This window comes from Massilia sp. Root133 (genome assembly GCF_001426525.1).
GTDB classification, from domain to species: Bacteria; Pseudomonadota; Gammaproteobacteria; order Burkholderiales; family Burkholderiaceae_D; genus Telluria; species Telluria orientalis.
In genome coordinates this window covers 354,084-377,210 of the sequence record NZ_LMEW01000001.1, presented here as the reverse complement: position 1 = coordinate 377,210, position 23,127 = coordinate 354,084, and the positions used below count along the sequence as shown (strand labels likewise).

21 protein-coding genes are annotated in these 23,127 nt (G+C 67.1%); 11 read left to right on the top strand and 10 right to left on the bottom strand.

Features of this window, described 5'->3' with window-relative positions:
* Positions 1 to 8: 8 nt before the first annotated feature.
* From deoC to xapA, 3 genes are all read right to left on the bottom strand, one after another.
* Positions 9 to 965: a deoxyribose-phosphate aldolase gene (deoC, locus tag ASD28_RS01730; protein ID WP_056122992.1), complete on the bottom strand. Its 957-nt coding sequence runs from the start codon at positions 963 to 965 to the stop codon at positions 9 to 11.
* Positions 962 to 2,155, bottom strand: coding sequence for a phosphopentomutase (locus ASD28_RS01725; RefSeq protein ID WP_056122988.1), 1,194 nt, complete (start codon positions 2,153 to 2,155; stop codon positions 962 to 964). Before ASD28_RS01725 ends, deoC begins: the two co-directional genes overlap by 4 nt.
* A 146-nt stretch (positions 2,156 to 2,301) precedes the next feature.
* Positions 2,302 to 3,153: a xanthosine phosphorylase gene (gene xapA / locus ASD28_RS01720; RefSeq protein ID WP_056122985.1), complete on the bottom strand. Its 852-nt coding sequence runs from the start codon at positions 3,151 to 3,153 to the stop codon at positions 2,302 to 2,304.
* Between the two features lie 213 nt (positions 3,154 to 3,366).
* On the opposite strand from xapA, the gene ASD28_RS01715 reads away from it, so the two are divergent.
* From ASD28_RS01715 to ASD28_RS01705, 3 genes are read left to right on the top strand one after another with little or no spacing between them, the layout of a single operon-like run.
* A complete protein-coding gene (locus tag ASD28_RS01715) occupies positions 3,367 to 4,482 on the top strand; it encodes a carbohydrate kinase (protein WP_056122982.1) in 1,116 nt (371 codons plus the stop codon).
* Between the two features lie 2 nt (positions 4,483 to 4,484).
* Entirely contained in the window at positions 4,485 to 5,405 is a 921-nt protein-coding gene (locus ASD28_RS01710) for a pseudouridine-5'-phosphate glycosidase (RefSeq protein WP_056122979.1), read from the top strand.
* 7 nt (positions 5,406 to 5,412) lie between these two features.
* Positions 5,413 to 6,315, top strand: coding sequence for a LysR family transcriptional regulator (locus ASD28_RS01705; protein ID WP_056122975.1), 903 nt, complete (start codon positions 5,413 to 5,415; stop codon positions 6,313 to 6,315).
* A gap of 4 nt (positions 6,316 to 6,319) precedes the next feature.
* Here the strand turns inward: ASD28_RS01705 and ASD28_RS01700 are convergent, their stop codons facing one another.
* Positions 6,320 to 7,282 carry an MBL fold metallo-hydrolase gene (locus ASD28_RS01700; RefSeq protein ID WP_056122972.1) on the bottom strand — a complete coding sequence of 321 codons (963 nt, stop codon included), beginning with the start codon at positions 7,280 to 7,282 and terminating at the stop codon, positions 6,320 to 6,322.
* Between the two features lie 122 nt (positions 7,283 to 7,404).
* Between ASD28_RS01700 and ASD28_RS01695 the strand changes: the two genes are divergently transcribed.
* Positions 7,405 to 8,283, top strand: a complete 879-nt coding sequence (locus ASD28_RS01695; RefSeq protein ID WP_229411890.1) for a LysR family transcriptional regulator — start codon at positions 7,405 to 7,407, stop codon at positions 8,281 to 8,283.
* A 5-nt stretch (positions 8,284 to 8,288) separates the two neighbouring features.
* Here ASD28_RS01695 and pcp read toward each other — a convergent pair whose 3' ends face one another.
* From pcp to ASD28_RS01680, 3 genes are read right to left on the bottom strand one after another with little or no spacing between them, the layout of a single operon-like run.
* A complete protein-coding gene (gene pcp, locus ASD28_RS01690; protein WP_056122966.1) occupies positions 8,289 to 8,960 on the bottom strand; it encodes a pyroglutamyl-peptidase I in 672 nt (223 codons plus the stop codon).
* A 7-nt stretch (positions 8,961 to 8,967) separates the two neighbouring features.
* A complete protein-coding gene (locus ASD28_RS01685; protein WP_056122962.1) occupies positions 8,968 to 9,924 on the bottom strand; it encodes a DUF979 domain-containing protein in 957 nt (318 codons plus the stop codon).
* Positions 9,921 to 10,610: a DUF969 domain-containing protein gene (locus tag ASD28_RS01680; RefSeq protein ID WP_056122959.1), complete on the bottom strand. Its 690-nt coding sequence runs from the start codon at positions 10,608 to 10,610 to the stop codon at positions 9,921 to 9,923. Before ASD28_RS01680 ends, ASD28_RS01685 begins: the two co-directional genes overlap by 4 nt.
* A 205-nt stretch (positions 10,611 to 10,815) precedes the next feature.
* Here ASD28_RS01680 and ASD28_RS01675 point away from each other — a divergent pair, with 205 nt between their 5' ends.
* Positions 10,816 to 11,979 (top strand): hypothetical protein, encoded by a 1,164-nt coding sequence (locus ASD28_RS01675; protein WP_056122956.1) that lies wholly within the window; start codon positions 10,816 to 10,818, stop codon positions 11,977 to 11,979.
* Here the strand turns inward: ASD28_RS01675 and ASD28_RS01670 are convergent, their stop codons facing one another.
* Positions 11,980 to 12,282 (bottom strand): YciI-like protein, encoded by a 303-nt coding sequence (locus ASD28_RS01670; RefSeq protein ID WP_056122953.1) that lies wholly within the window; start codon positions 12,280 to 12,282, stop codon positions 11,980 to 11,982.
* A gap of 117 nt (positions 12,283 to 12,399) precedes the next feature.
* On the opposite strand from ASD28_RS01670, the gene ASD28_RS01665 reads away from it, so the two are divergent.
* The gene (locus tag ASD28_RS01665) at positions 12,400 to 12,702 is read left to right on the top strand and encodes a PAAR domain-containing protein (protein ID WP_056122949.1); all 303 of its coding nucleotides are present in this window, start codon (positions 12,400 to 12,402) and stop codon (positions 12,700 to 12,702) included.
* A gap of 111 nt (positions 12,703 to 12,813) precedes the next feature.
* Here ASD28_RS01665 and ASD28_RS01660 read toward each other — a convergent pair whose 3' ends face one another.
* Positions 12,814 to 16,209: an arabinofuranosidase catalytic domain-containing protein gene (locus tag ASD28_RS01660; RefSeq protein ID WP_082577009.1), complete on the bottom strand. Its 3,396-nt coding sequence runs from the start codon at positions 16,207 to 16,209 to the stop codon at positions 12,814 to 12,816.
* 57 nt (positions 16,210 to 16,266) lie between these two features.
* Positions 16,267 to 17,139, bottom strand: coding sequence for a hypothetical protein (locus tag ASD28_RS01655; RefSeq protein ID WP_056122946.1), 873 nt, complete (start codon positions 17,137 to 17,139; stop codon positions 16,267 to 16,269).
* Positions 17,140 to 17,346: 207 nt separating this feature from the next.
* Between ASD28_RS01655 and ASD28_RS01650 the strand changes: the two genes are divergently transcribed.
* The 5 genes from ASD28_RS01650 to ASD28_RS01630 all read left to right on the top strand — a co-directional run bounded on the left by ASD28_RS01650 (position 17,347) and on the right by ASD28_RS01630 (position 23,126).
* Positions 17,347 to 18,291, top strand: coding sequence for an alpha/beta fold hydrolase (locus ASD28_RS01650; protein WP_229411892.1), 945 nt, complete (start codon positions 17,347 to 17,349; stop codon positions 18,289 to 18,291).
* 146 nt (positions 18,292 to 18,437) lie between these two features.
* The gene (locus tag ASD28_RS01645) at positions 18,438 to 19,442 is read left to right on the top strand and encodes a BMP family protein (RefSeq protein WP_056122942.1); all 1,005 of its coding nucleotides are present in this window, start codon (positions 18,438 to 18,440) and stop codon (positions 19,440 to 19,442) included.
* Between the two features lie 89 nt (positions 19,443 to 19,531).
* The gene (locus ASD28_RS01640) at positions 19,532 to 21,061 is read left to right on the top strand and encodes an ABC transporter ATP-binding protein (RefSeq protein ID WP_056122938.1); all 1,530 of its coding nucleotides are present in this window, start codon (positions 19,532 to 19,534) and stop codon (positions 21,059 to 21,061) included.
* Between the two features lie 4 nt (positions 21,062 to 21,065).
* Entirely contained in the window at positions 21,066 to 22,160 is a 1,095-nt protein-coding gene (locus ASD28_RS01635; protein WP_056122934.1) for an ABC transporter permease, read from the top strand.
* A complete protein-coding gene (locus ASD28_RS01630) occupies positions 22,161 to 23,126 on the top strand; it encodes an ABC transporter permease (protein ID WP_056122931.1) in 966 nt (321 codons plus the stop codon). It begins immediately after the preceding gene.
* Position 23,127 lies beyond the last annotated feature (1 nt).

Here is a 23,127-nt window from a genome sequence, read left to right as displayed (position 1 = left end):
CCGATCGATCAAGGTTGCGCGTGACGGTGGGCGGCCGAATAGCTGCCCGTGACGTAGTGTTCGAGCTGGCGCTCGATGTCGGTCAGGAGGCTGGAAGCACCGATGCGGAACAAATGCGGTTGCAGCCATTCGTTGCCCAGCTCTTCCTTCATCACGGTCAGGTATTGCAATGCGGTCTTGGCGGAGGACACACCCCCGGCCGGCTTGTAGCCGACCTTGTAGCCGGTGCGTTCATAGTACTCGCGGATCGCTCGTACCATCACCAGCGACACGGGAATGGTCGCGTTCACACCTTCCTTGCCGGTCGATGTCTTGATGAAATCGGCGCCTGCCATCATGCAGACCCACGATGCTTTTGCTACGTTTTCCAAAGTGACGAGATCGCCCGTCGCGAGGATCGCCTTCACGTGCGCCTCGCCGCACGCCTGGCGGTACGCGACCATCTCGTCGTACAGCGCCTGCCAGTTGCCCGTCAGGACGTGCTGGCGCGTGATGACGATGTCGATCTCGGTGGCGCCCGCGGCCACGGACAGTTCGATCTCGCGGATCTTCGTTTCGAGGCTCGACAGGCCGGCCGGGAACGCGGTCGATACGGCGGCGATCGGCAGGCGGCCCTGCAGCACCTGCGCGGCCGGCTGGATCATCTCGTGGTAGACGCACACGGCGCCCGTCGTCAGGGAGTCCAGGCCCAGCGCCTGCATCAGGTCCGCGCGCAGCGGACGCATCGCCTTGCGGCACAGGCGCTCGACGCGGCCCGGGGTGTCGTCGCCGGACAAGGTCGTCAGGTCGATGCACTCGATGGCGCGGATCAGCCACGCGGCCTGGTATTCCTTCTTGACCGTGCGGCGGTTCGCGAGGCTCGCGGCGCGGCGGTCGGCGGCGTTGCGGTTGACCTTCAGGTGGTTGATCCAGCCCAGGTCAAGATCGATCGCGGTATTACGTTTGAAATCGAGGTTCGGGCTCATAGCAAAGCGGTTCCGTTGGCAGTAGGTTTGACGCCGAGGTGGTGCGCCAGGGTGGCGCCGATGTCGGAGAACGTGTCGGACACGGGCAGCTCGCGCGCCGGCGCGGCCGGGCCGAAGAACAGCATCGGGATGTGTTCGCGCGTGTGGTCCGAACCGGCCCACGTCGGGTCGCAGCCGTGGTCCGCCGTGATGACGACGAGGTCGCCCTCTTTCAGCTTGCCGATGAAGTCCGGCAGGCGCGCATCCAGTTCGTGCAGCGCGTTCGCGTAGCCCGCGACGTCGCGGCGGTGGCCGAAGTGCATGTCGAAGTCGACGAAGTTCACGAACGTCAGCGACTTGTCCGGCGCGGTATCGGTCACTTCCAGCAGGCGGTCGAACAGCGCCATGTTGTCGGCGCCCTTGATGAGTTGCGTGACGCCCTGGCCGGCAAAAATATCGCTGATCTTGCCCAGCGCGATGACCTCAAAGCCGGCATCCTTCACGTGGTCCAGCAAGGTCGGCGCGACGGGCGGCACCGCGTAATCGTGGCGGTTGCTCGTGCGCTTGTAGTTGCCGTTGCTGCCGGTGAAAGGACGCGCGATCACGCGGCCGATGTTGTACGGCTTGACCAGCTCATAGGCGGCTTCGCACACCTGGTACAGGCGCTCGAGGCCGAAATGCTCTTCGTGCGCGGCGATCTGCATCACGGAGTCGGCCGACGTGTAGATGATCGGCTTAGCCGTAGCGACGTGCTCGTCGCCCAGTTCCGTGATGATCGTCGTGCCGGACGCGTGGCAGTTGCCCAGCCAGCCCGGCACGTTCGTGATCCCGGCCAGTTTATCGGTCAGCTCTTGCGGAAACGTGGGCACCGTCTTCGGGAAGTAGCCCCAGTCGAACAGCACGGGCACGCCGGCGATTTCCCAGTGGCCGCTCTGCGTGTCCTTGCCCGTCGAGCGTTCGCGCGCGACGCCCCAGGCGCCCGTGAAACCGTCGCGTTTCGCAAAACCCGCTGGCCATTCGCCGCTCGCCTTGTGCGCGGCGGCGCCGAGGCCGATGGTTTCCAGCGTGGGCAGCGACATCGGCTTGCCCGCATCCGCGGCCCACTTCGCGATGTGGCCGAGCGTGTTGGCGCCCGTGTCGCCGTATTTGTCGGCGTCGGGCAAGGCGCCCAGGCCGAAGGAGTCCAGCAGGAGGATGAATGCGCGTGACATGTCTATTTTTCCAAGTCAGATAACACGTCATTCCCGCGAAGGCGGGAATCCATACTGAAGCCCGGAACTCGACAGCGTCGGCATTACCCGTAACGATTGCCGGCACCTCAGCATGGGTTCCCGCGTCCGCGGGAACGACGGTGTGTTTAGGCCGCGTTAGTCGTTTTACCCAGTCGTTCAATAAACCCGTGAATCAGCGTAACCATATCCTTGGCCGCAACCGCAGCATACTTCAGGGTCTGCTCGTGCGACAGCGGGAACGGGGTCAGGCCTTCGGCCAGGTTCGTGATGGCGGACATGCCCGCGACCTTCAGGCCGCAATGACGGGCCGAGATCACTTCCGGGACGACCGACATGCCGACGACGTCCGCGCCCAGCGCCTTGAACGCGCGGATCTCGGCGGCCGTTTCGAAGTTCGGGCCCGGGCAGGCGAGGTACACGCCTTCGTTCACGGTGATGTTCTTCTCCGCCGCCGTGGCCTTGATCAGGTCGCGCATGTCGGCATCGTACGCATTGGCCATGCTGAAGAAGCGCGGGCCGAAGCGGTCGTCGTTCGGGCCGGCCATCGGGCTGCCCGGCAGCAGGTTGATGTGGTCCGTCAGCACGACGACGCTGCCCGCATCCACTTCCGGACGCAGCGAGCCGGCGGCATTCGTCACGAACAGCAGTTCGCAGCCGATCAGTTTGAAGGTGCGCACGGCGGAGGTCATCACGGCCGGGCCATAGCCTTCATAGAAGTGGCCGCGGCCCTTCATGCACACGACCGGCACGCCCGCCAGCGTACCCAGCACCAGTTCGCCCGCGTGGCCGTGCACGGTGCTGATCGGGAAGCCCGGCAGGTCGGCATAGCTGATCGATACCGCATCCTCCATCTGCTCGGCCAGCACGCCGAGGCCGGAACCGAGGATCAGGGCCACGCGCGGCATGAAGCCCGGCTTGCGGGCGCGGATGACGTCGGCGGCTTCGAAGGGGGTGTTGCTGAACTGGTGAGTAGTCATTGTCGCGGTCTGGTCGAGGATGGGGCGGCGGGATGCACCAAAATATGTCAACTATGCATGAATGCCGATTGTGTTGGCAAATACCATTTTTCTGGGGTATTTATATCTTCACGCAATAAATTCGCACTAGACTTTAGCCATGCATATGTCCGCGTTGACCTTGCGCAAACAAATGTTTAATATGAAAAACAAAAGTTTAAACTATTCGTCATCGTGACAGAACCGTCGAAGAAACAACAGCTCTACGAGGCCATCCGCGCGAATCCTTTCATTTCGCAGCAGGAGCTCGCCAACCAGCTCGGGCTGTCGCGCTCCGCGGTCGCCGGCTATATCGCGGGCCTGATCCGCGAGCGCAAGCTGCTCGGGCGCGCCTACGTGCTGCCGGACCACCGCCCCGTCGTGTGCGTGGGTGCGGCGAACCTCGACCGCAAGCTGCGCTCGACGGATACGATCGCCCTGCGCACGTCGAACCCGGCCAGCCAGAGCGAATCGTTCGGCGGCGTGGCGCGCAACATCGCCGAGAACCTCGCCCGGCTGGGCACGACGGTCGCGCTGCTGACCGCGATCGGCGCGGATTCCTCCGGCGCCGCCCTGCTCGACCACGCGGACAGCCTCGGCATCGACGTGCGCGGCGCACTGCGTCTCGACGGCTGCTGCAGCGGCACCTACACGGCCGTGCTGGACCGCGACGGCGAGATGGTCGTCGCGCTGGCCGACATGGCGCTGTACGACCGCATGGAGCCGGCGTTCGTCGACGCGCGCCAGGCGCAGCTCGCGGGCGCCGCGCTCGTCGTCGCGGACCTGAACCTGCCGCGCGACACCGTTGCCGCCCTCGCCCACCAGGCGCGCCGCAACGCGACGCCGCTCGTACTCGTCGCCGTGTCCGAACCGAAGATGGCGCGCCTGCCCGACGACCTGTCCGGCGTGCGCCTGCTGATTCTCAACGCCGGCGAGCTGGCGGCGCGGGTCGGGCGTCCGCTGGTCGACGACGCTGCGCTCGCGGAGGCCATCCGCGCCGTGCAGGCCCAGGGCGCGCAAGACCTGATCGTCACGCGCGGCGCGCGCGGCGTCCTCGTCAGCGCGGGCGATGCCATCGTCGACCTGCCCGCGCCGGCGGTCGACGTCGTCGACGTGACGGGTGCCGGCGACGCGTTCGCCGCCGCCGTCTGCTGGTCGCTCGTGCAGGACGCCGGGACCGAAGACCTCGTGCTCGCGTGCCGCCGCGGCCTGCATTTGTCGGCCCTCACCCTGGGCGTGCCCGAGACCGTGCATCCTGGCCTGGGACCGGACAGCCTCGCCACCGAATCCCCTCCGATTTCACAGGACTGAACATGCAAGCCTTCCTCCAGTTTTCCCCCGAAGTGCAAGCCGCGCGCGCGGCCGGCAAACCCGTCGTCGCGCTCGAGTCGACGATCATCTCGCACGGCATGCCGTACCCGCAGAACGTGCAGACGGCGCGCGAGGTCGAGCAGGTGATCCGCGACGCCGGCGCGGTGCCGGCCACCATCGCCCTCATCGACGGCCGCATCTGCGTGGGCCTGGCCGACGACCAGCTCGAACAACTGGGCACCGCCAAAGATGCGTTGAAAGTGAGCCGGCGCGACCTCGCGTACGTGCTGGCCGAGAAGAAGCTGGGCGCGACGACGGTCGCCGCCACGATGATCTGCGCGGCGCTGGCCGGCATCGAGGTGTTCGTCACGGGCGGCATCGGCGGCGTGCACCGCGGCGCGGAGACGAGCTTCGACATCTCCGCCGACCTGCAGGAACTGGCGCGCACCAACGTCGCCGTCGTGTGCGCGGGTGTGAAATCCATCCTCGACATCGGCCTCACCCTGGAATACCTGGAGACGCATGGCGTGCCGGTGGTCAGCGTCGGCCAGCCCGGCTTCCCCGCGTTCTTCACGCGCGAATCCGGCTTCAACGCCGACTTCCAGCTCGACACGCCGGAACAGCAGGCCCGCTTCATCCGCACCAAGTGGCAGCTGGGTTTGACGGGCGGCGTCGTCGTCAGCAATCCGGTGCCGGCGGAATCCGCGCTGAAGAACGAGGAGATCGACGGCATCATCGCGCAGGCCCTTCGGGAGGCCGCCGACCAGGGCGTGAAAGGCAAGGCCGTGACGCCGTTCCTGCTGGCCCGCATCAAGGACCTGACGGGCGGCCGGAGTCTCGCCACGAACATCGCGCTCGTGAAGCACAATGCCCTCGTCGGCGCCCGCCTCGCGGTGGCGCTGCACGCGGCGGCCCACGTTTGAGACCATCATGTCGATCGACCTGAAGCAACTGAAATACTTCCTGGCGGTGGCCGAAGAAAAAAGCTTCAGCCGCGCCGCCGAGCGCCTGCACATCTCGCAGCCGCCGCTGTCGCAGCAGATCATGAAGCTGGAGAGCGAACTGGGCGTGCGCCTGTTCGCGCGCACGACGCGCAGCTTCGAGCTGACGGTGGCCGGCAAGGCGCTGATGCACGAAGCGGCCGACCTGCTGGGCCGCATGCGCATGACCATCGACACCATCCGCCAGATCGACCGCGGCGAAGTGGGCCGCCTGCGCGTGGGCATCGTCGGTTCGGCGATGTGGGGCCCGATCCCCGGCCTGCTGGAACAATTCCAGAGCCAGTTCCCGCGCGTGACGTGGACCATCCACGAACTCGGCCCGAACGACCAGTGGGACGCGCTGCGCGGCAAGCAGATCGACGTGGGTTTCTGGCGCGAGCCGAAGATCGACGAGGACATGCTGAGGAACGCCGGCCTGCGCCAGGAACTGGCTTTCCGCGAAGACGTGTGCATCGCGATCAACGCCCAGCATCCGCTCGCGCAGCAGGATGCGATCGAACTGATCGCCATCGCCGACGAGCCGATGCTGACCCTGCACCTGGACCAGTCGGCCGAGCCGCGCTACCTGATCCAGTGCTGCGTCAACGCGGGCTTCCAGCCGACGATCTTCCAGGAAGCCGCGGAGCCGCAGACCCTGCTCGCGATGGTCGGCGCGGGACTCGGCGTGGCGCTGATGCCGGCGACGACGAGCCGCATCGGCTGGCCCGGCGTGCGCTTCCTGCCGGTGCGTACCAATCCACCGTCGGCCAATCTGTACATCACGTATCCGACGCAGGACGATGCGCCGGTGGTGCGGGCATTCCTCAAGATCCTGCATCCGGCCGGCGAGTGATCGTCTAGCGCAGCGAACTGTAATTCAGCGGCGCCCACGCGTAGCCGCTGCCGCTGCGCTCGACGTGGCCGAGGCCGGGGAACGGCGTGTGCGCCGCCGCCACGATATAGCCGCGCGCCGCTGCGTCGGCGAACAGCGTCTCGCGCTGGCGCCGCGCCGCGGCGGCATCTTCGTCGAAACGGATCGTCACCTGCGGCTCCGCCATCTGCACGTCCTTCGCATGCACCGCGTCGCCCACGAAACGGAGCGTCTGCCCGCCCGCCGTCAATTCATACATCGTGTGGCCCGGCGTATGCCCCGGCACCGGCACCGCCCGGATGCCGGGCACCACCTCGCCGGGACCGTCGAACGTCCGCACCCGGCCCGCCTTCCGGTAAGGCGCGAACGCCGCCAGCGCCTCGTCGATCACGTGGACGCTTTCCGGCCGCACCTTCGCGCGGTTGGCCGGATCCAGCCACGCATCGGCATCGCGCCTGGCCACCACCACCTCCGCGTTGGGCAACACGGCCTTGCCGTCTATCGCCAGGCCGTTCGAATGGTCGCCGTGGATATGCGTGAGCAGCACGGCGTCGACGTCCTCGGGACGATAGCCGGCGGCGCGGATGCTGTCCGCCAGGTGGCCGCCGTGCGCGCCGAAGCTGGCGCCGGCGCCGGTATCGATCAGCACCAGCTGTTTGCCGGTGTTGACGAGGAAGGCGTTGATCGACGTCTCGACCTGGGTGCCGAGGTGGTGGAACGCCAGCACGTCCTTCACGTGGGCCGCGCTGGTATTCGTCAGCAGCTTGTCGAGCGCGATGGTCACGGTGCCGTCGGACAGCGCGGTGATCTCGACGTCGCCGAGCAGCACGCGATAAAAACCGGGCGCCTGGGTGCGCACCTGGGGCGCGGCCGCGTGCGCGGCGGGCAGCCATGCGGGCGCGGCCAGCAGCACGGCGGCGGACAGGAACAGGGGTGAAAGCGTGGTCATGGTGAACTCCTCTGGCGTTGAACGATGCATCCATGATCCAATGGCGCACGACATCAATCAAATCGATTATCGAGATTATGGGAATCAGTGAAAATGATTTCAGGGGCGTCGACCTGAATCTGATGGTGACATTTCTTGTGCTGATGCGCGAACGCAGCGTGTCCGCCGCCGCCCACAAGCTGTTCCTCGGCCAGCCGGCCGTCAGCGGTGCGCTGGCGCGGCTGCGCCAGTTGTTCGGCGACGAATTGCTCGTGCGAGGCACGCGCGGCATGGAACCGACGCCGCGCGCGCTCGACCTTGCAGCGGCCATCGAACCGGCCGTGGCGCTGCTGCAAAAGGCGATCGCCGTGCCGCCGGCCTTCGACCCGGCGAGCAGCGAGCGCCTGTTCGTCGTCGGCATGCCGGACTGGGTCGAGCACTGGCTGATGCCCGGCCTGCTGACGCGGGTGCGCCGGCTGGCGCCGCGCGTGCGCATCGTGCTCAAGGAAAGCAATCCGTTCGCCGTCGGCGACATGCTGGACAAGGACGAGATCGAACTCGGGGTGGCGGCGCTGCGAACCGGCCCGCGCTGGCAGCATCAGCGGCCGCTGCGCGAGATGGGGTTCCGCTGCGTGTACGACCCGCGCCAGCTGCCGTTCGCGGGCGCCGTGACGCTGGCGCAGTACGTCGCCGTGCCGCACCTGCTGGTGAGCTACCGGGGCGCCGTCGAAGGCACGGCCGACGCGGTACTGGCCGGGCTCGGGCTGCGCCGCGACGTGTGCTACACGACGCCGCGCTTCTCGGCGGTGCCCGGCGTGCTCGGGGCGAACGCCATCGTGTCGACGGTGCCGGAAGTGCTGGCGGACCGCTGGGCCGCGGCGGGCCTGCTGGCGTCGAGCGCGCTGCCCATCGCGATGGACCGCTTCACCGTGTCGATGGCATGGCATGCGCGGCGCGACGACGACGCGGCGCTGCACTGGCTGATGGGTGTGATCGAGGACGAGGCGCGCGCGGCCCCGTGACGGCCTCAATGCGTGGCGCCGCCCGCCTCGTGGGTATCGGTCTCCGTCACCACCGCCACCTCCACCGCGATCCTGAGCGCATCGACGATGTCGCGCAGCGCCATCGACGGCGGCCGCTCCGGACGATCTGCCGCCTGCTCGGGCAGGAACGGCACGTGGATGAAGCCCGCCTTCACGGGTTGCCCGACCGCGTGGTGCATCAGGCCATAGAACACGTGGTTGCACACGAACGTGCCGGCCGTCTGCGACACGCCGGACGGGAAGCCGCGCAGGCGCAGCGCCTTCACGATGGCCTTGACGGGCAAGGTGGTGAAATAGGCAGCCGGGCCATCGGCCGCGATCGGCGTGTCGAGGGGCTGGTTGCCCGCGTTGTCGCGGATCGACGCATCGTCGACGTTGATGGCCACGCGCTCCAGCGACATCTCGGAACGGCCGCCGGCCTGGCCGACGGCGATCACGATGTCGGGCTTGACGCCCGCGATGGATTCGCGCAGCACGTCGAGGGCGGTGCCGAACACGCACGGCAGCTGGCGCGCGACGACCGCGAAGCCCGGCCCGGACCAGCCGTCCAGCGCGCGCACGGCTTCCCACGACGGGTTGATGGTGGCGCCGTTGAACGGTTCGAATCCGGTCAGCAGGACGGTCCTGGTGGGCACTTGAGTGGTGGGTGCGGTCATGGTCGGCTCATCGATACATCAGGAAGTACAACAGGACGATATTCGCGCCCAGCAGCGGCAACGCGGTCGGCAGCTGGGCCTTGATCACGGCATTCTTGTCGGGCAGTTCGAGCAGTGCCGCCGGCACGATGTTGAAATTCGCCGCCATCGGCGTCATCAGGGTGCCGCAATACGCGCTGAACATGCCGATCGCGGCCATCACGGCCGGGTTCGCATGGTACACCCCGACCAGCACGGGAATCCCGATGCCGCCCGCGATGACGGGGAACGCGGCAAAGCCGTTGCCCATCACGACGGTAAATAATGCCATGCCTACGCAGAACGCGGCGCAAGCCAGCAGGCGCGAATCGAGCGGGATGTAACTCGTCGCGACGTAGGCCACGGCCTTGCCCACGCCCGCCTCGGAAAACAGCAGCCCGAGCACCGCGAGCATGTGCGGCAGCACGACGGCCCAGCTCATCGCGTCGATCAGGCGCCGCGCCTCGCGCACGCCCTGCAGCGGCGTCGCGCGCGTGAGCCAGCATGCGAGCGCCAGCGCGGCGATGCTGCCGCAGCCCATGCTCACCAGGGTCAGGTTCTTCGGGTCCAGCAGGTAGCGCATGCCGACGTGGACGTCCTTCAGGACGACGGAACCGAGCATCGTCACGACGGGAATCGCCAGCGCCGGCACGAGCAGGCGGTTGCCCAGGCGCGCGGCGGTGGATTGTCTTTGGTCTTCCGGCAGCACGTCCGCCTTCCCCGGCCGCACGAAACCGAATCCGGCGACCAGCGCCATCACGATCATCAGCACGCCGGCGACGCTTGGGGGCAGGCGTTCGCCCAGCAGGTAGACGAGCGCGTACAGGCCCCAGAACAACGCCGTCGTGTAGCGGCGCGGATTCGTTTTGTCGCCCAGCGTCATGAGCGCGCAGGCGGCGAACAGCAGGCCGACGAGCAGGTAAAAGAAGTCGAGAGATACGATCATCGCGCGGTCTCGCGGCGGATGCGGGCGTCGAGCCGGCGCAGGTTCCACGCGTGGATCACGAACGCCGTCACCGCCGTCGGGATGCCCCACAACGCCATGTGGATGGGATCGACGTCCAGGCCCTCGGCTTTCAGGATCGTCTGCATCAGCACGATGGCGCCGAACGCGACGAACACGTCCTCGCCGAAGAAGAGGCCGACGTTGTCCGTGGCCGCGCTCATCGCCCGGATGCGCTGGCGCAGCGGTTCGGGCAGGTGCCCGTGGCGCGCCTCGGCCGCCGCCTCGGCCATCGGCGCGACGAGCGGACGCACCATGTTCGGATGGCCGCCCAGGCTCGTGAGGCCGAACGCGGCGGCCACCTCGCGCGCCAGCAGGTACACGGTCAGCAGGCGCCCCGTCGTGGCCGAGCGGATGCGCGCGATGCTGGCCTGCGCGTGCTCCTTCAGGCCAAAGCGTTCCAGCAGGCCGATCGCGGCCAGCGGCAGCAACAGGATCAGCGGCAGGTTGCGCGTCTTGATGAACGCCGTGCCGAGCGATTCCAGCAGGTGCAGCAGCGGCAGGTGCGCGGCCCAGCCGGTCACGCCGCAGGCCACGATCACGACGAGCACCGGATTGGCGCGCAACACGAATCCGGCGGCCACGGCCGCAATGCCGAGCAGCGGCCACAGGTTGACGGCAGATTGCATGATCCTCCAGCGGTTGTGGTTGCGTGCGGAATCTTAACCTAGAGCTAGCTCTGCGCCGCTCGTGTCTTGTGCATCCGGTGATGCCGTCGCTTCGCCACGACGCCCCGCCGACCTGCACACAAGCGGCCGGCACGCTTTGCGCGCACGCATGGCCTACGGGGCGATGCGCGCTAAGCTCGATGCCGTTTCCATTCGGGGTAAGGCCATGACAGTTTTCGAACGCACGCTACGCTGGTTTGTGTCTGGCGTCCTGCTGCTGGGCTTGTCCAGTTGCGGTGGCGACGTGGGCATCGGCATCGGGATCGGCTGGTTCCACGAGCCCGACCATCCATGGCCCGACCATCCCGACTGGCCCAGCTGGCCCGACCGGCCGCAGGGCGCCACAGGCCTGTTTCCGATCGCGGGCAACGTCTGCGGGCAATGCGCCGGCTCGCAGGACGGCACCGGCGGCGGCGCGCGCTTCAACGGTCCGCAGGGCATCGCGGCGGACGCGGCGGGCAATCTATATGTGGCGGAAAGCGCCAGCGCCACCGTGCGCAAGATTTCTCCCGACGGCGTGGTGACGACGCTGGCGGGCACGCGCGGCGCCCTCGGCTATGCGGACGGGACCGGCGCGGCGGCCCGCTTCAACGATCCGAGCCGGCTCGTCGCGGACGGCAACGGCAATGTGTACTTGACGGACAGCGGCAATTCCGTCATCCGCCGCGTGGCGCCGGACGGCACGACGACGACCATCGCCGGCGACGGCACCTGCGGCAGCGCGGACGGCAAAGGCACGGCGGCGCGCTTCTGCAAGCCGCGCGGCATCGCGCTGGACCGCGTGGGCAATGTGTGGGTGGCCGATACCGGCAACCACATGCTGCGCCGTATCGACGCGGGCGGCAACGTCACGACGGTCGCCGGAAGCCCGGGCGTGTGCGGCAGCCGCGACGGCAACGGCGGGCAGGCGCAGTTCTGCGAACCGCAGGACGTGGGCGTCGACAACTGGAACAACGTCTACGTCGTCGACACCGGCAATTCGACGGTCCGCATGGTGAATGACAAGGGTGTCGTGTCCACGCTGGCCGGCCAGCCGGGACGCTGCGACGCCGTGGACGGCAGCCCGGGCGTCTCGCGCCTGTGCGCGCCCAGCGGCATCGCGGTCGACGGCAACGATCTCTATATCGCCGACACGGGCAACTCGACGATCCGCCGCATCAACCTCGACAACGTGACGAGCACCGTGGCCGGCGTGCCGGGCCACGCGGGCATCACCCTCGGTGCCCTGCCCGGCAGCCTGGACCGGCCGATCGGTGTGGCCCTGGCCCCCGACCGCTCGATCGCGCTCACGACGCACAACCTCGTCGTGAAGCTGTTGCCGGCGAAATGATTACTCCGGGCGGACCGGGGTGCTGGCGTCCTGGCCAACCACGGTGATCCAGGGCCGCACGTGCCACTGCGTGACGAGTCCATTCACGACATACGGATCGGCACGGGCAAAGCGCTCGGCGGCGTCCGACGATTCGCCGCTGAACAGCAGCACGGCCTTGTCGGCAGGATCGGCCAGGGCACCGGCGATGACGATCTCGCCGCGTTGCTGGGCGTCCCAGGCCAGCTTCAGGTGTTCGTTGCGGAATGCGCCGCGGCGTTCAAGGTAGTCCGGGGCCAGGTCATAGATCAGCAGGAAGTGCACAGTAGGTCTCCGTAAAAACGCGATGGTGCGGGACATGGTAATCGCTTCGGCGCGGCGGCGCCGTGTCAAGGCGGTTTGCACAACGTCCACGACGGCGGCGCGTGACAGCATGGGAAGATGAAGCGACATCACATCACACTGGGTGCGGCCACCACGGCCGGCGGCACCGTGACCTCCGCGAGCGCGCTGGTCTCGATCAACGGCGTCCGCGTTGCGCTGGAGGGCGACACGGTCGCTTGCCGGACGTGCGGCAGCACGGGCGTCATCCGCTGCGTCGGGCCGCGCCTTCCGGAGCGCTACAACGGCAAGCAGGTCGCGCTGGAGAACGACTTGTGCATCTGCAACTGCCCGAGGCCGCCCGGACTGGTGGCGAACCAGACGATCAAGGCGCAGTTCGTCGACGATGGCGATACGCCATGAATGTACCGTGCGTAGCCAATCGCCAGCCAGGATGCTGCCGGGCGACGAACGCATCGATCACGCGCTGCACGACGCGGAACGTTACGCGCCCTCGTCCGGCCCCATGCTGCACTAGAGCTGGGCAGCGCTACGGCGGACACCGTTGTTGGGCGCGCCCGGCGTCGCCAGGTCGCCCGCCGCCGTCATCACCGTGCCTGCCGGGTGGGCCTTGGCGAGCGGGACGGCAAGGGTGATGCCGGTGCCCGATACGCTGGCGCCCGTGTCATGGGCGCGGGCCAACGGCGCCTGGAGCGTCAGCTTGCCCGTCCGCCAACCCGTCTCCACCGCGGCGACGACACCTTGCTCTTCATCCGCGCCGCTACCGACGATCACCGGCTGGCCGGCCACGAACTGGCGCGCGTCGTCGACGCGGACGACCGTCGCGCCCTTGTCGGCGGGCGCCGAGGCACGGGTGAGCCCCGATGAACCGACCGTGGCGACCGTCAGGGTTTCGGCGTGGTCGCCCGCATCGATGACGACGGACTGGCCGGGCGCAAAGTGCGCGACCGTGGCGGCCCTGACGCTCGTCGAGCCCGCCGCCGTCGCGCCCGTCCGGATCGAGACGGACGTCACGAAATCCGTGCAATCGTTGTCGTTGTCCTGGCCGTCGGGATAGCGTCCCGTGCTGCCCTGGGCCGCGTCGACTTGCGCGACGGCGCCGCTGAACGGGATGCCCGGGAGTGCGCGGTCCCACGTCGGCTCGTTGGCGATGCCCGGCGCTGCCGCGTGACAGGTGGCGGCCTTGCCGGCGGCGCCGCGGAATCCACCGGATGCCCATGGATCGACGAGATCCCCGTAGTTCAGGCTGTCGACGACGTGCCCCGCCGCATCGCGCAACACCATGCTGCCCGCTTCGCGCGACAGCGCCGGGCCGCCGAACCACTGGTTCGGTGTGCCCTGGAATCCCGCGGCGGTCACGGTGTCCACGCGCACGACGGCATCCGTGTCATGCGCACGCGCCAGGGCGCGGTCGAGCACGATTCCGCTGCCCGCCGGGCGCACCGGTTCGTTGCTCGAGTGCGCATGGCGGGTGGCGGGGGTGAAGGTAATGCCCGTACCGCGCACGCTGAACGGCAGGTTGGCGGCATGGGGGTACTTCAATGGCGCCGCCAGGTCGAGGCCCGTGCCCGGTTCCACGAACGGTTCGTTGGCCACGTGGTCCTGGGCGAGCGCCGGAGAAATGGTCAGCGTGAGGTTGCCGCCCGGCGTGCCCTCGACGCGCACGATGTCCACGGTCTGGAGCTTGCCCGGCGCGCCGATCACGGCCTTGCCGGGCGTGTAATCGACGTTCTTCTTCGTGGGGAAGCCGATCGCGCCATGCACGACGATCGTCGTGGCGCCCGCAGCGGCATCACGGGCCAGGCTCGTACGGCGGGCGGCCGTGCCCACGTGCTTGACGGTGACCGTATCGATGCCGTGATCGGCGCTGTCGATGTCGAGACGGATCCTGTCGCCGGCGGCGATGCCGGCGGTCGACGTCACCTGGATATTGGTGGAACCTGGCGCCGCATCGAGACCCAGCCATGCCTGGCTGCCCGCGGTGCCGACGCCGGTGATGGTCACTTTTTCGTAGTGCTCGGTCGCGCGCCCATCGACCGGATACGCGGTGCCGTAGCCGAGGGCAAGCGTATCGCCGACGGCAAAACCTTCGGTGCTGGTCACGGGGACGGTCGTCGAACCGGCCGGGATGGTGATGATGGGACCGTCCGGCAGCGGCTGCCACAGCGGCGTCGCCTGGCCGGCCGCCGTGCCGACGCGGACGACCTTGCGGGTTTCGTCGCCGACAACGATGGTGTCGCCCGGCTTGATGCCATCGACGTTGCGCACGTGGATGGTCGCATCGCCCGGCCGGGCAGGCAGCACGAGGCCCGAATTGGACAAGCCCAGTACATAAAAACCGTGCGGCGCCAGCCGGGTCCCGGCAGGCATCTTCACCTTGGAAAACAGGGGCTCGCGCGTCGCGTGTTGCGCGAACGTCCAGTTCGAGATATCGACTTCTTTCTCGCCGGCGTTGTATAACTCGACGAACGCATTGGTCGCGTTCGTGCGCGCGCCGTCGCTCAGGCGGAATTCGTTGATTTTTACCGGCGCCACGTTGCGCACCTTCGCGGCGGCCGATTCGGTGCGGCCTGCCCACGTCGCCACGCCTTTCAGATCGCCATTGAACGGGGCGGCGCCGGATGTCACCTTGAACACGGCATGCACGCTCTGACCGGGCGCGATCGCATCAAGGATGGTTTGCGCGGCCGCGTCGACATGCCAGCCCTTCGGCACCGCCAGCGACAGCGCGACGCCCCGGACGGGCTGGCCCGTCGTATTCGTGAACGTGACCGCCAGGTCCTTGGACGCCCGCGGCGCGAACGTGTGCAGGCTGGCCGGGACGTCGGACGCCGACGTGGCCCCGACACTCACGGCAGCCGCGTCGTAGCGGGCCGCCGCCACGTTCCGGGCGACCAGCTGGTCCGTCTCGTTGGACGGATACGTCCGCGGCGCCGTCATCGCGCCTTCGTAGAACGTGCCTTGCGACGCGGTACTGTTGTCGCCGCCATTGCCGAGAAGGACGGCGCCTTGCTTGCGCATGGGGTCGTACGACGCATCGATCCGGCGGCCTTCGTACATGACGGCCAGTTGTCCCCGCTGGGCATCGCCGCCCAGGGTTGCCCAATGTCCGGGCTTGCCTTTCGTGACGGCGGTGACGAAGCGCGTAGCGAGGGTGGGCAGGTTGGCGCACAGCTTCGATTTGTCGTCGTTGACGCAACCGACGAGATTGTTTTCGTGGTCGGCCATCACCCACGGCCCGGCCCCGCTGCCGCGATACCACCCTTTCGCGTTACCGAAATAGATCGCTTCCATGGTGCCGTTGTCGTCATCGATGCTGTCGATCTCGCCGTTGCCATAGTCGAAGCAGCAGGCACCGTTGTAGTGATAGCCATTGATGACGGCATATTGCCCACCCGCCTGGTCATCGACGGGCACGCCGTGCGTATCGTTCAGGCGCAGGCCCATGCCGGGCGCAATGTACACGCCATAGACCTTGTGCCCCATGATGGTGACCGGCGCCAGGTCCGCGAGCGGCAGGTTGTCCATGCCGCCCAGCGCGGGCCCGGTCCACGTGCCGCGCGGCGCCTGGACCAGGTGATTGCGCTTGCCCGACTGGTCGTACAGGATCGTGATCCAGCAATAGGTGTCGGCGCAAAATGCGTCCTGCGCCGCCGCGTTTGCGTAGCCGGCGCCTCGCACGACGCCGATGTCGCGCGTCTTGCCGTCCGACTGGCGCATGACCTGGTACAGCGGGCCGTCGTACGCGGCATAGAGCGCGCGCGTGGTGCTGTGCGCGGCCACGCAGGGCGCGCCCGCCTTCGCATAGATGTCGCAGGGGCCTTCCGGCCGGGCCGCCTGGGTGGATGCCCAGGCCGGCAGTCCACTCAACAGCAGCGCCAGGCTGAAGAACAATTTTAGAATATTCATGTTATCGATCTCTCCAAGAATCTCCCATCGTAGAGTCGATCACATGACCTGGACCAATTACTTTTTTTGCTTGATCGATATCCGATTTGCAATGTCCCGTTGATCCGCCGCGCGGGCGACGATCGCATCCGCATGCGCCTGCGCACGCGCTTTCTGTTCCGGCGTGAGGCCGGTGCCGATCTCGTCCAGGAACGGGCCGTTGAACGGGATGGCCTGCTGCTCGGGCACGCCATCCAGCTTGACCATGATGTCGCGCAGCGCCATGCCGTAGGCCAGCGCGCTCTGGCGGTCCGCGGCGATGGCCGGATGGCCGAACCAGAAACCGGTAAAGAGCTGGTACAGGCTCGCCCAGTAGCCCTGCTCCGCCTGCTCGTTCAGCATCCCGTTGATCCTTTCCTTCCATTCCTTCACGAGCGGATCGTCGGGACGCGTCGTGAGGGCGGTCGGGTCGCCGAACGGGCCCTCTTCGACCAGTTCCGCCAGCGCACCGTCCACGCCCCCGCGCGCGGCGCGTTCGAGATGGTCGATGCGCGCCATCTTCATTCTTTCGTTGACGGTCGCGCAGGCATGCGCGGGATCGGCGATGGCATCCGGCTCGGTCCCGTCACGTTCGGGCAGGTGACCGGTGCGCCCGAACACGACGCAGGCATGCAACAGCCACCACGCACGATACGCGTCACGCGGATCGCCGCTCGCCACCAGCCGCTCGATGCGCTGCGCCAGCGGTTCGGCAGGCGCCGGCAGCGGGACCGGCGGCGCGCCGAGGTCGGACAGCCAGGCCGGCCCGGCCGCCGCACCGGTCGTCGACGCGGGCGGCACAGGCGCCACCGCCGGCGTGACGGCCGGCGGCGTCGACCGCCACGCCGGCACCATCAGCACCGCCAACAGGCCCAGCCCGGCACATGCCGGCACGACCGCTTTCCACGTCATCCCGCCTCCACATCCTGTCTTCATGGACAGCCTAACAAAGCCTGTCACGCGACGACAACGCCCGCGCTGTAACAGGATGTTGCAGCAAAGCTACTCTTCGTGAATTCGCACCATAATGAAGGTGTATTTGATGGGCAGCGCACAGACTTCATCCGTAGCCAGAGGTAGACTGTATACATGAGCACACATAAAAAATTGGCGGCAGGTATGGCTGGCTTTGCCAGCATGTTGTGGCTGGGCCTCACGGCCGCGGTCGCGGCAAACCAGCGCCGTCTCGTGTTCAATCCCACCGTCGAGCGCGAAGTGGCGCATCCGCGCAGCAGCGGCCACCGCACCCGCCCTGTCGTGCTGCGCGCCAAGGACGGCACGCGGCTGTCCGGCTGGCTGATGACGCCGAAGATGCCCGGCCTGCGTCCCGCCGTCGTCTATTTCGGCGGCCGGTCCGAGGAAGTGTCCTGGGTCGTGCGCGATGCCGGCAAGCTGTTCCCCGGGATGGCCGTGCTGGCCGTGAACTACCGCGGCTATGGCGACTCCCACGGCGACCCGGCCGAAGCGCACATGATCGACGACGCCTGCATGCTGTTCGACTGGATGGCGGCGCACCACCACGTGGACCCGAAACGCATCGCCGTCGTCGGCCGCAGCCTCGGGTCCGGCGTGGCCGTGCAGGTCGCGAAAGAGCGGCCCGTGCATTCCGTCGTGCTGATCACGCCGTACGATTCGATCCTCGCCCTCGCGAAGCGCAAGTTCCGCGTGATGCCGATCGAATACATGCTGCGCCACCGTTTCGAGTCGATCAAGTACGCACCCACGCTGAAGGCACCGACCTTCGTGCTGCGCGCGGCCAGCGACGACATCGTGCCGCACTCGCACACCGACCAGCTGGTCGCCAAGCTGGCCCGGCTGATCGGGGACGAGACCGTGCCCGACTCGGACCACCTGAATATCCCGTACCTGGAAGACACGCAAACCCGCATCGCGCGCTTCCTCACGTCGCAGTTCGCCAAGCCGATCGAGGTCGCCAACCTCGCATCCGCCGCACCGATTCCGGCGCCGGCCGCGGACATCGTCATCCCAACCGTGACGACAGCCACCGCCCCCACCGCCGTCGCCAGCATCGCCGTTCCGCCCGCGCTCCCGCTCGCCGACTGAAACGGCGCTATTTATATGTCAACGAAATAAATAGCAAAGTAAAATCGTATTTGCCACGAATAAACTGGCTGATGCATAGTTCCGAAAATCCCCCTCCCTGCACAGCCGTTGCGCCGGTAAAATACGGGATCCAGGAGCCCAAATCGATGAAATTCAAGCAACTTTGTACGATGATCGCGGCGCTGTGCATCAGCGCCGGCGCCAGTGCCGACATGGCGGGCGCGAAACTGGCGATCGTCTACGATGCCGGCGGCAAGTTCGACAAATCCTTCAACCAGTCCGCCGCCGAAGGCGTCGCGCGGTTCACGAAGGAAACCGGCGTCAAGGTGTTTGAAGCCCAGGCTAACTACGACACCCAGGCCGAGCAGGTCCTGCGCGCCCTCGCCCGCAAGAAGCTGAAACTGATCGTCTCGATCGGCTTCTCGCAGACGCAGCCCGTGCAAAAGATCGCGGCCGAATACCCGAACGTGCACTTCGTCATCATCGACGGCAATGCGCAGGGCAAGAACGTCAACTCCGTCCTGTTCAAGGAAGAGGAAGGCTCGTACCTCGTCGGCGTCGCCGCGGCGATGGCGTCGAAGACGAAGACGATCAGCTTCGTCGGCGGCATGGACATCCCGCTGATCCGCGCGTTCGCCTGCGGCTACGTGCAGGGCGCGCGAGCGGTCAATCCGAAGGTGCAGGTCTTGCAGAACATGGTCGGCACGACGGCCGCGGCCTGGAACGACCCGGCCAAGGGCGGCGAGCTGGCGCGCGCGCAATTCGAACGCGGCTCCGATGTCGTCTTCGCGGTCGCGGGTGGCTCCGGCATGGGCGCGCTGCAGATGGCCAAGGAAAAGGGCAAGCTGGCGATCGGCGTGGACTCCAACCAGAACTACCTGTACCCGGGCACGATGCTGACGTCGATGGTCAAGCGCGTCGATAACGCCGCGTACGAAGCGTTCATGAAGGCGAAGAACGGCCAGTTCACGTCCGGCATCACGTACGAAGGCCTGAAGGAAGGTGGCGTGGACTGGGTGCTCGACAAGGACAACCGCATGGTCGTCACGCCCGAGATGGAAAAGCGCGTGACGGGCGCCCGGGCCGACATCATCGCCGGCAAGATCAAGGTGGTCGACTATCGCGCGGCCAATTCGTGCCCAGTGCAGTAACACGGCATCGAACACAGTTTGACAGTGAAGCGCGCCGCGCCGGTTTCCATGCCGGCGCGGCGCGCTTTTAAATGAATGGACAGACCGCTATGCAGCCAGCCGTAGAATTTCGCAACATAAGCAAAGCCTTCGGGGCGGTGCAGGCGAATGCCGACGTCAGCTTCGCCATCGCCAAGGGCTCGATCCATGGCGTGATCGGCGAAAACGGCGCCGGCAAGTCGACCCTGATGAGCATCCTGTACGGCTACTACAACGCCGACAGCGGCCAGGTCCTCATCGACGGCCAGCCCCAGGACATCCGCACCAGTCACGAGGCGATCGCGCTCGGCATCGGCATGGTGCACCAGCACTTCATGCTCGTCGAGAACATGACCGTCCTCGACAACGTCATGCTGGGCAACGAGGGCGGCTTCAAGCTGGCCGCGAAACGCGGCGCCGTGGAAGCGAAGCTGCGCGAGATCTGCGACCGCTACCGCCTCGACGTCGATCCGCTCGCGACGATCCACGATCTATCCGTCGGCGCGCAGCAGCGCGTGGAGATCCTCAAGCAGATCTACCGCAGCGCCAACATCCTGATCCTCGACGAGCCCACCGCCGTGCTGACCGCGCAGGAGACGGCGTCGCTGTTCGAGATCCTGCGGTTGTTCAAGGAACAAGGCAAGACCATCATCCTGATCACCCACAAGCTCCAGGAAATCATGGAGATCACGGACGAGGTGACGGTGATGCGCGCGGGCCGCGTCGTCGGCGCCGTCAAGACCGCGGAGACGTCGCGTGAAGAACTGGCCAACATGATGGTCGGCCGCCCGATCCAGAGCGAGCTGCCGCGCGCGCCGTACAATCCGGGCACCGAGGTGCTGAAAGTGTCGGACCTGCAGCTGCAGGATGCGAACGGCGTCGCCCTCCTCGCCGACATCGATTTTACATTGCGCGCGGGCGAAGTCGTCGCCATCGCGGGCGTGTCAGGCAATGGCCAGAGCGAGCTGCTGGAAATCCTGTCCGGCATGCGCCTGCCGACGTCGGGCAAGGTCGAATTCGATGGACGCGCGCTGCCGTACGGCGGCCGCACGAACGCGGACGGCCTGCCGGCAGAATTCCGCGAACTGGGCATCGGCCACGTGCCGGAAGACCGCCTGCGCGACGGCGTGATCAAGGATTTCTCCGTGATGCAGAACACGGTGTTCGGCTACCAGGACAAGGTGACGAACCGCTGGGGCCTGTTCGACCATAAAAGGATCGCGCAGCGCTGCGCGCACCTGATGACGGCGTTCGACGTCCGCCCGAACAATCCGGACTTGCGTATCGGCCTGCTCTCGGGCGGCAACCAGCAGAAGGTCGTCATCGCGCGCGAAGTGGCCGCGAAGCCGAAGCTGATGCTGGTCGGCCAGCCGACGCGCGGCGTAGACATCGGCACCATCGAAAGCATCCACACGCAGCTCCTGCGCCTGCGCGACGAAGGCGTGGCGATCCTGCTGTCGTCCGTGGAACTGGAAGAGGTGCGCGCACTCGCGGACCGCATCATCGTGATGTCCGGCGGCCGCATCACCGGCATCCTCCCCATCGACGAATTCGACACCACCCGCATCGGCCTCTTGATGGGCGGGATGCACAAGCACTGACATCATGCCAAAGACTGAATTGCCACGCTGGGCCACCGGTTTCGTCCTGCCCATCCTGAACCTGATGTCGGCGCTGCTCGTCGCGGGGCTCGTGATCCACCTGCTGGGCGAGAGCCCGTCGGAATCGCTGCGCATCCTCGTCGACAGCGCCATCCTCGACCCGGAAGGCCTCGGCTACACGCTGTTCTACGCGAGCACCTTCATCTTCGCGGGCCTCGCCGTGTCGATCGCGATGCAGGCGGGCCTCTTCAACATCGGCGCGGAAGGCCAGATGTACGTGGGCGGCCTGGGCCTGACGTGGGCCGTGCTGGCGCTCGACGCACACCTGCCCGGCATCCTGATGATCCCGCTCGCGATGATCGGCGCGGCCGTCTTCGGCGCGCTGTGGGCGTTCATTCCCGGCTATCTGCAGGCGAAACGGGGCAGCCACGTCGTCGTCACGACGATCATGTTCAACTTCATCGCTGCGAGCCTGATGAACTTCGTGATCGTCAAATACCTGATCCCGGAAGGCCAGCAGAACCCGGCCTCGCGCGTGTTCGCCGACAGCGCCGCCCTGCCCCTGCTGAACAAGGTGCTGCCCGTGTTCGGCGATACGCCGCTGAACATCAGCTTCGTTCTCGCGCTCCTCGCGTTGGTCATCTACGGCGCCGTCGTGTGGCGTTCGTCGTGGGGCTACCAGCTGCGCGCCACGGGCCTGAACGCGCACGCCGCGCACTACGCCGGCGTAAAAATCAGCCGCACGATCATCGTGACGATGCTCGTGTCGGGCGCCCTGGCCGGCCTGGGCGCCGTCAACTCCGTGATGGGCTCGACGCACTATTTGTCGCTGAATTTCCCCGCCGGCGCGGGCTTCGTCGGCATCGCGATCGCGCTGATGGGCCGCCAGCATCCGGTCGGCATCTTCCTGTCGTCCGTGCTGTTCGGCGCGCTGATCCAGGGCGGCTTCGACCTGTCGCTGGAAAAGCCGAACATCCCACAGGAGACGTTCATTTTCATCCAGGGCCTGATCATCCTGTTCTGCGGCGCGATGGAAAACTTCTACGCCCCGGCCATCCTGAAACTGCTCAACGTCACCCGTACCAACAAGGGGATTTGAATGGAAGACTTCCAACTCGCCAGCATCATCGTCTCCACGGTCCGCAATGCGCCCGTGCTGATGTTCGCCGCGCTGGCCGGCCTGTTCGCCGAGCGCTCGGGCGTCGTCGACATCGGCCTCGAAGGCAAGATCCTCGCCTCCGCGTTCGCATCGGCCGCTGTTGCGTACACGACGCAGAATCCGTGGTATGGCATCCTGGCCGGCATGGGCGTGTCGGTCGCCCTCGCGATGGTGCAGGCATTCGTGTCGATCACGCAGAAGGGCAACCAGCTCGTGGCCGGCATCGCCATCAACATCGCGATGAGCGGCCTGACGTTCGTGCTCGCGCAATTCTTCTTCCAGCAGGGCGGCCGCACGCCGGACCTGCGCAACGCGCGCCTGTTCGACGTCGTCCTGCCCGGCACGGCGGCCGTCGAGCACATTCCCGTCATCGGCTGGCTGTACGGCCACCTGATCGGCGGCCAATCGGTGCTGGTCTACGTCGCGTTCCTCCTGCTGCCCGTCGTGCACTGGGTCGTGTACCACAGCCGCTTCGGCCTGCGCCTGCGCGCGTGCGGCGAGAATCCGCATGCGGCCGACGCGGCCGGCGTGTCCGTCGAGCGCACACGCTATCTCGGCATGTTCGTGGCCGGTGTCCTGTGCTCGTTCTCGGGTGCGTACCTGACGCTGGTCCAGAGCGGCTTCTTCCTGCGTGACATGTCGGCCGGCGCCGGCTACCTGGCGCTGACGGCGCTCGTCTTCGGCAACTGGCGCCCGCTGCACACGGTGCTGGGCTGTTTGATGTTCGGCCTGTTCGGCGCGATCCAGATCCAGCTCGAAGGCGTCGACCTGCCGGTCGTCGGCCGCCTGCCGGGGTCCCTGATCCAGGCGATTCCGTATATCGTTACCGTGGTCGTGCTGGCCGGCCTGATGGCCAAGTCGGTCGCGCCGAAGGCCATCGGCAAGCCGTTCGTCAAGTCGCGTTGAA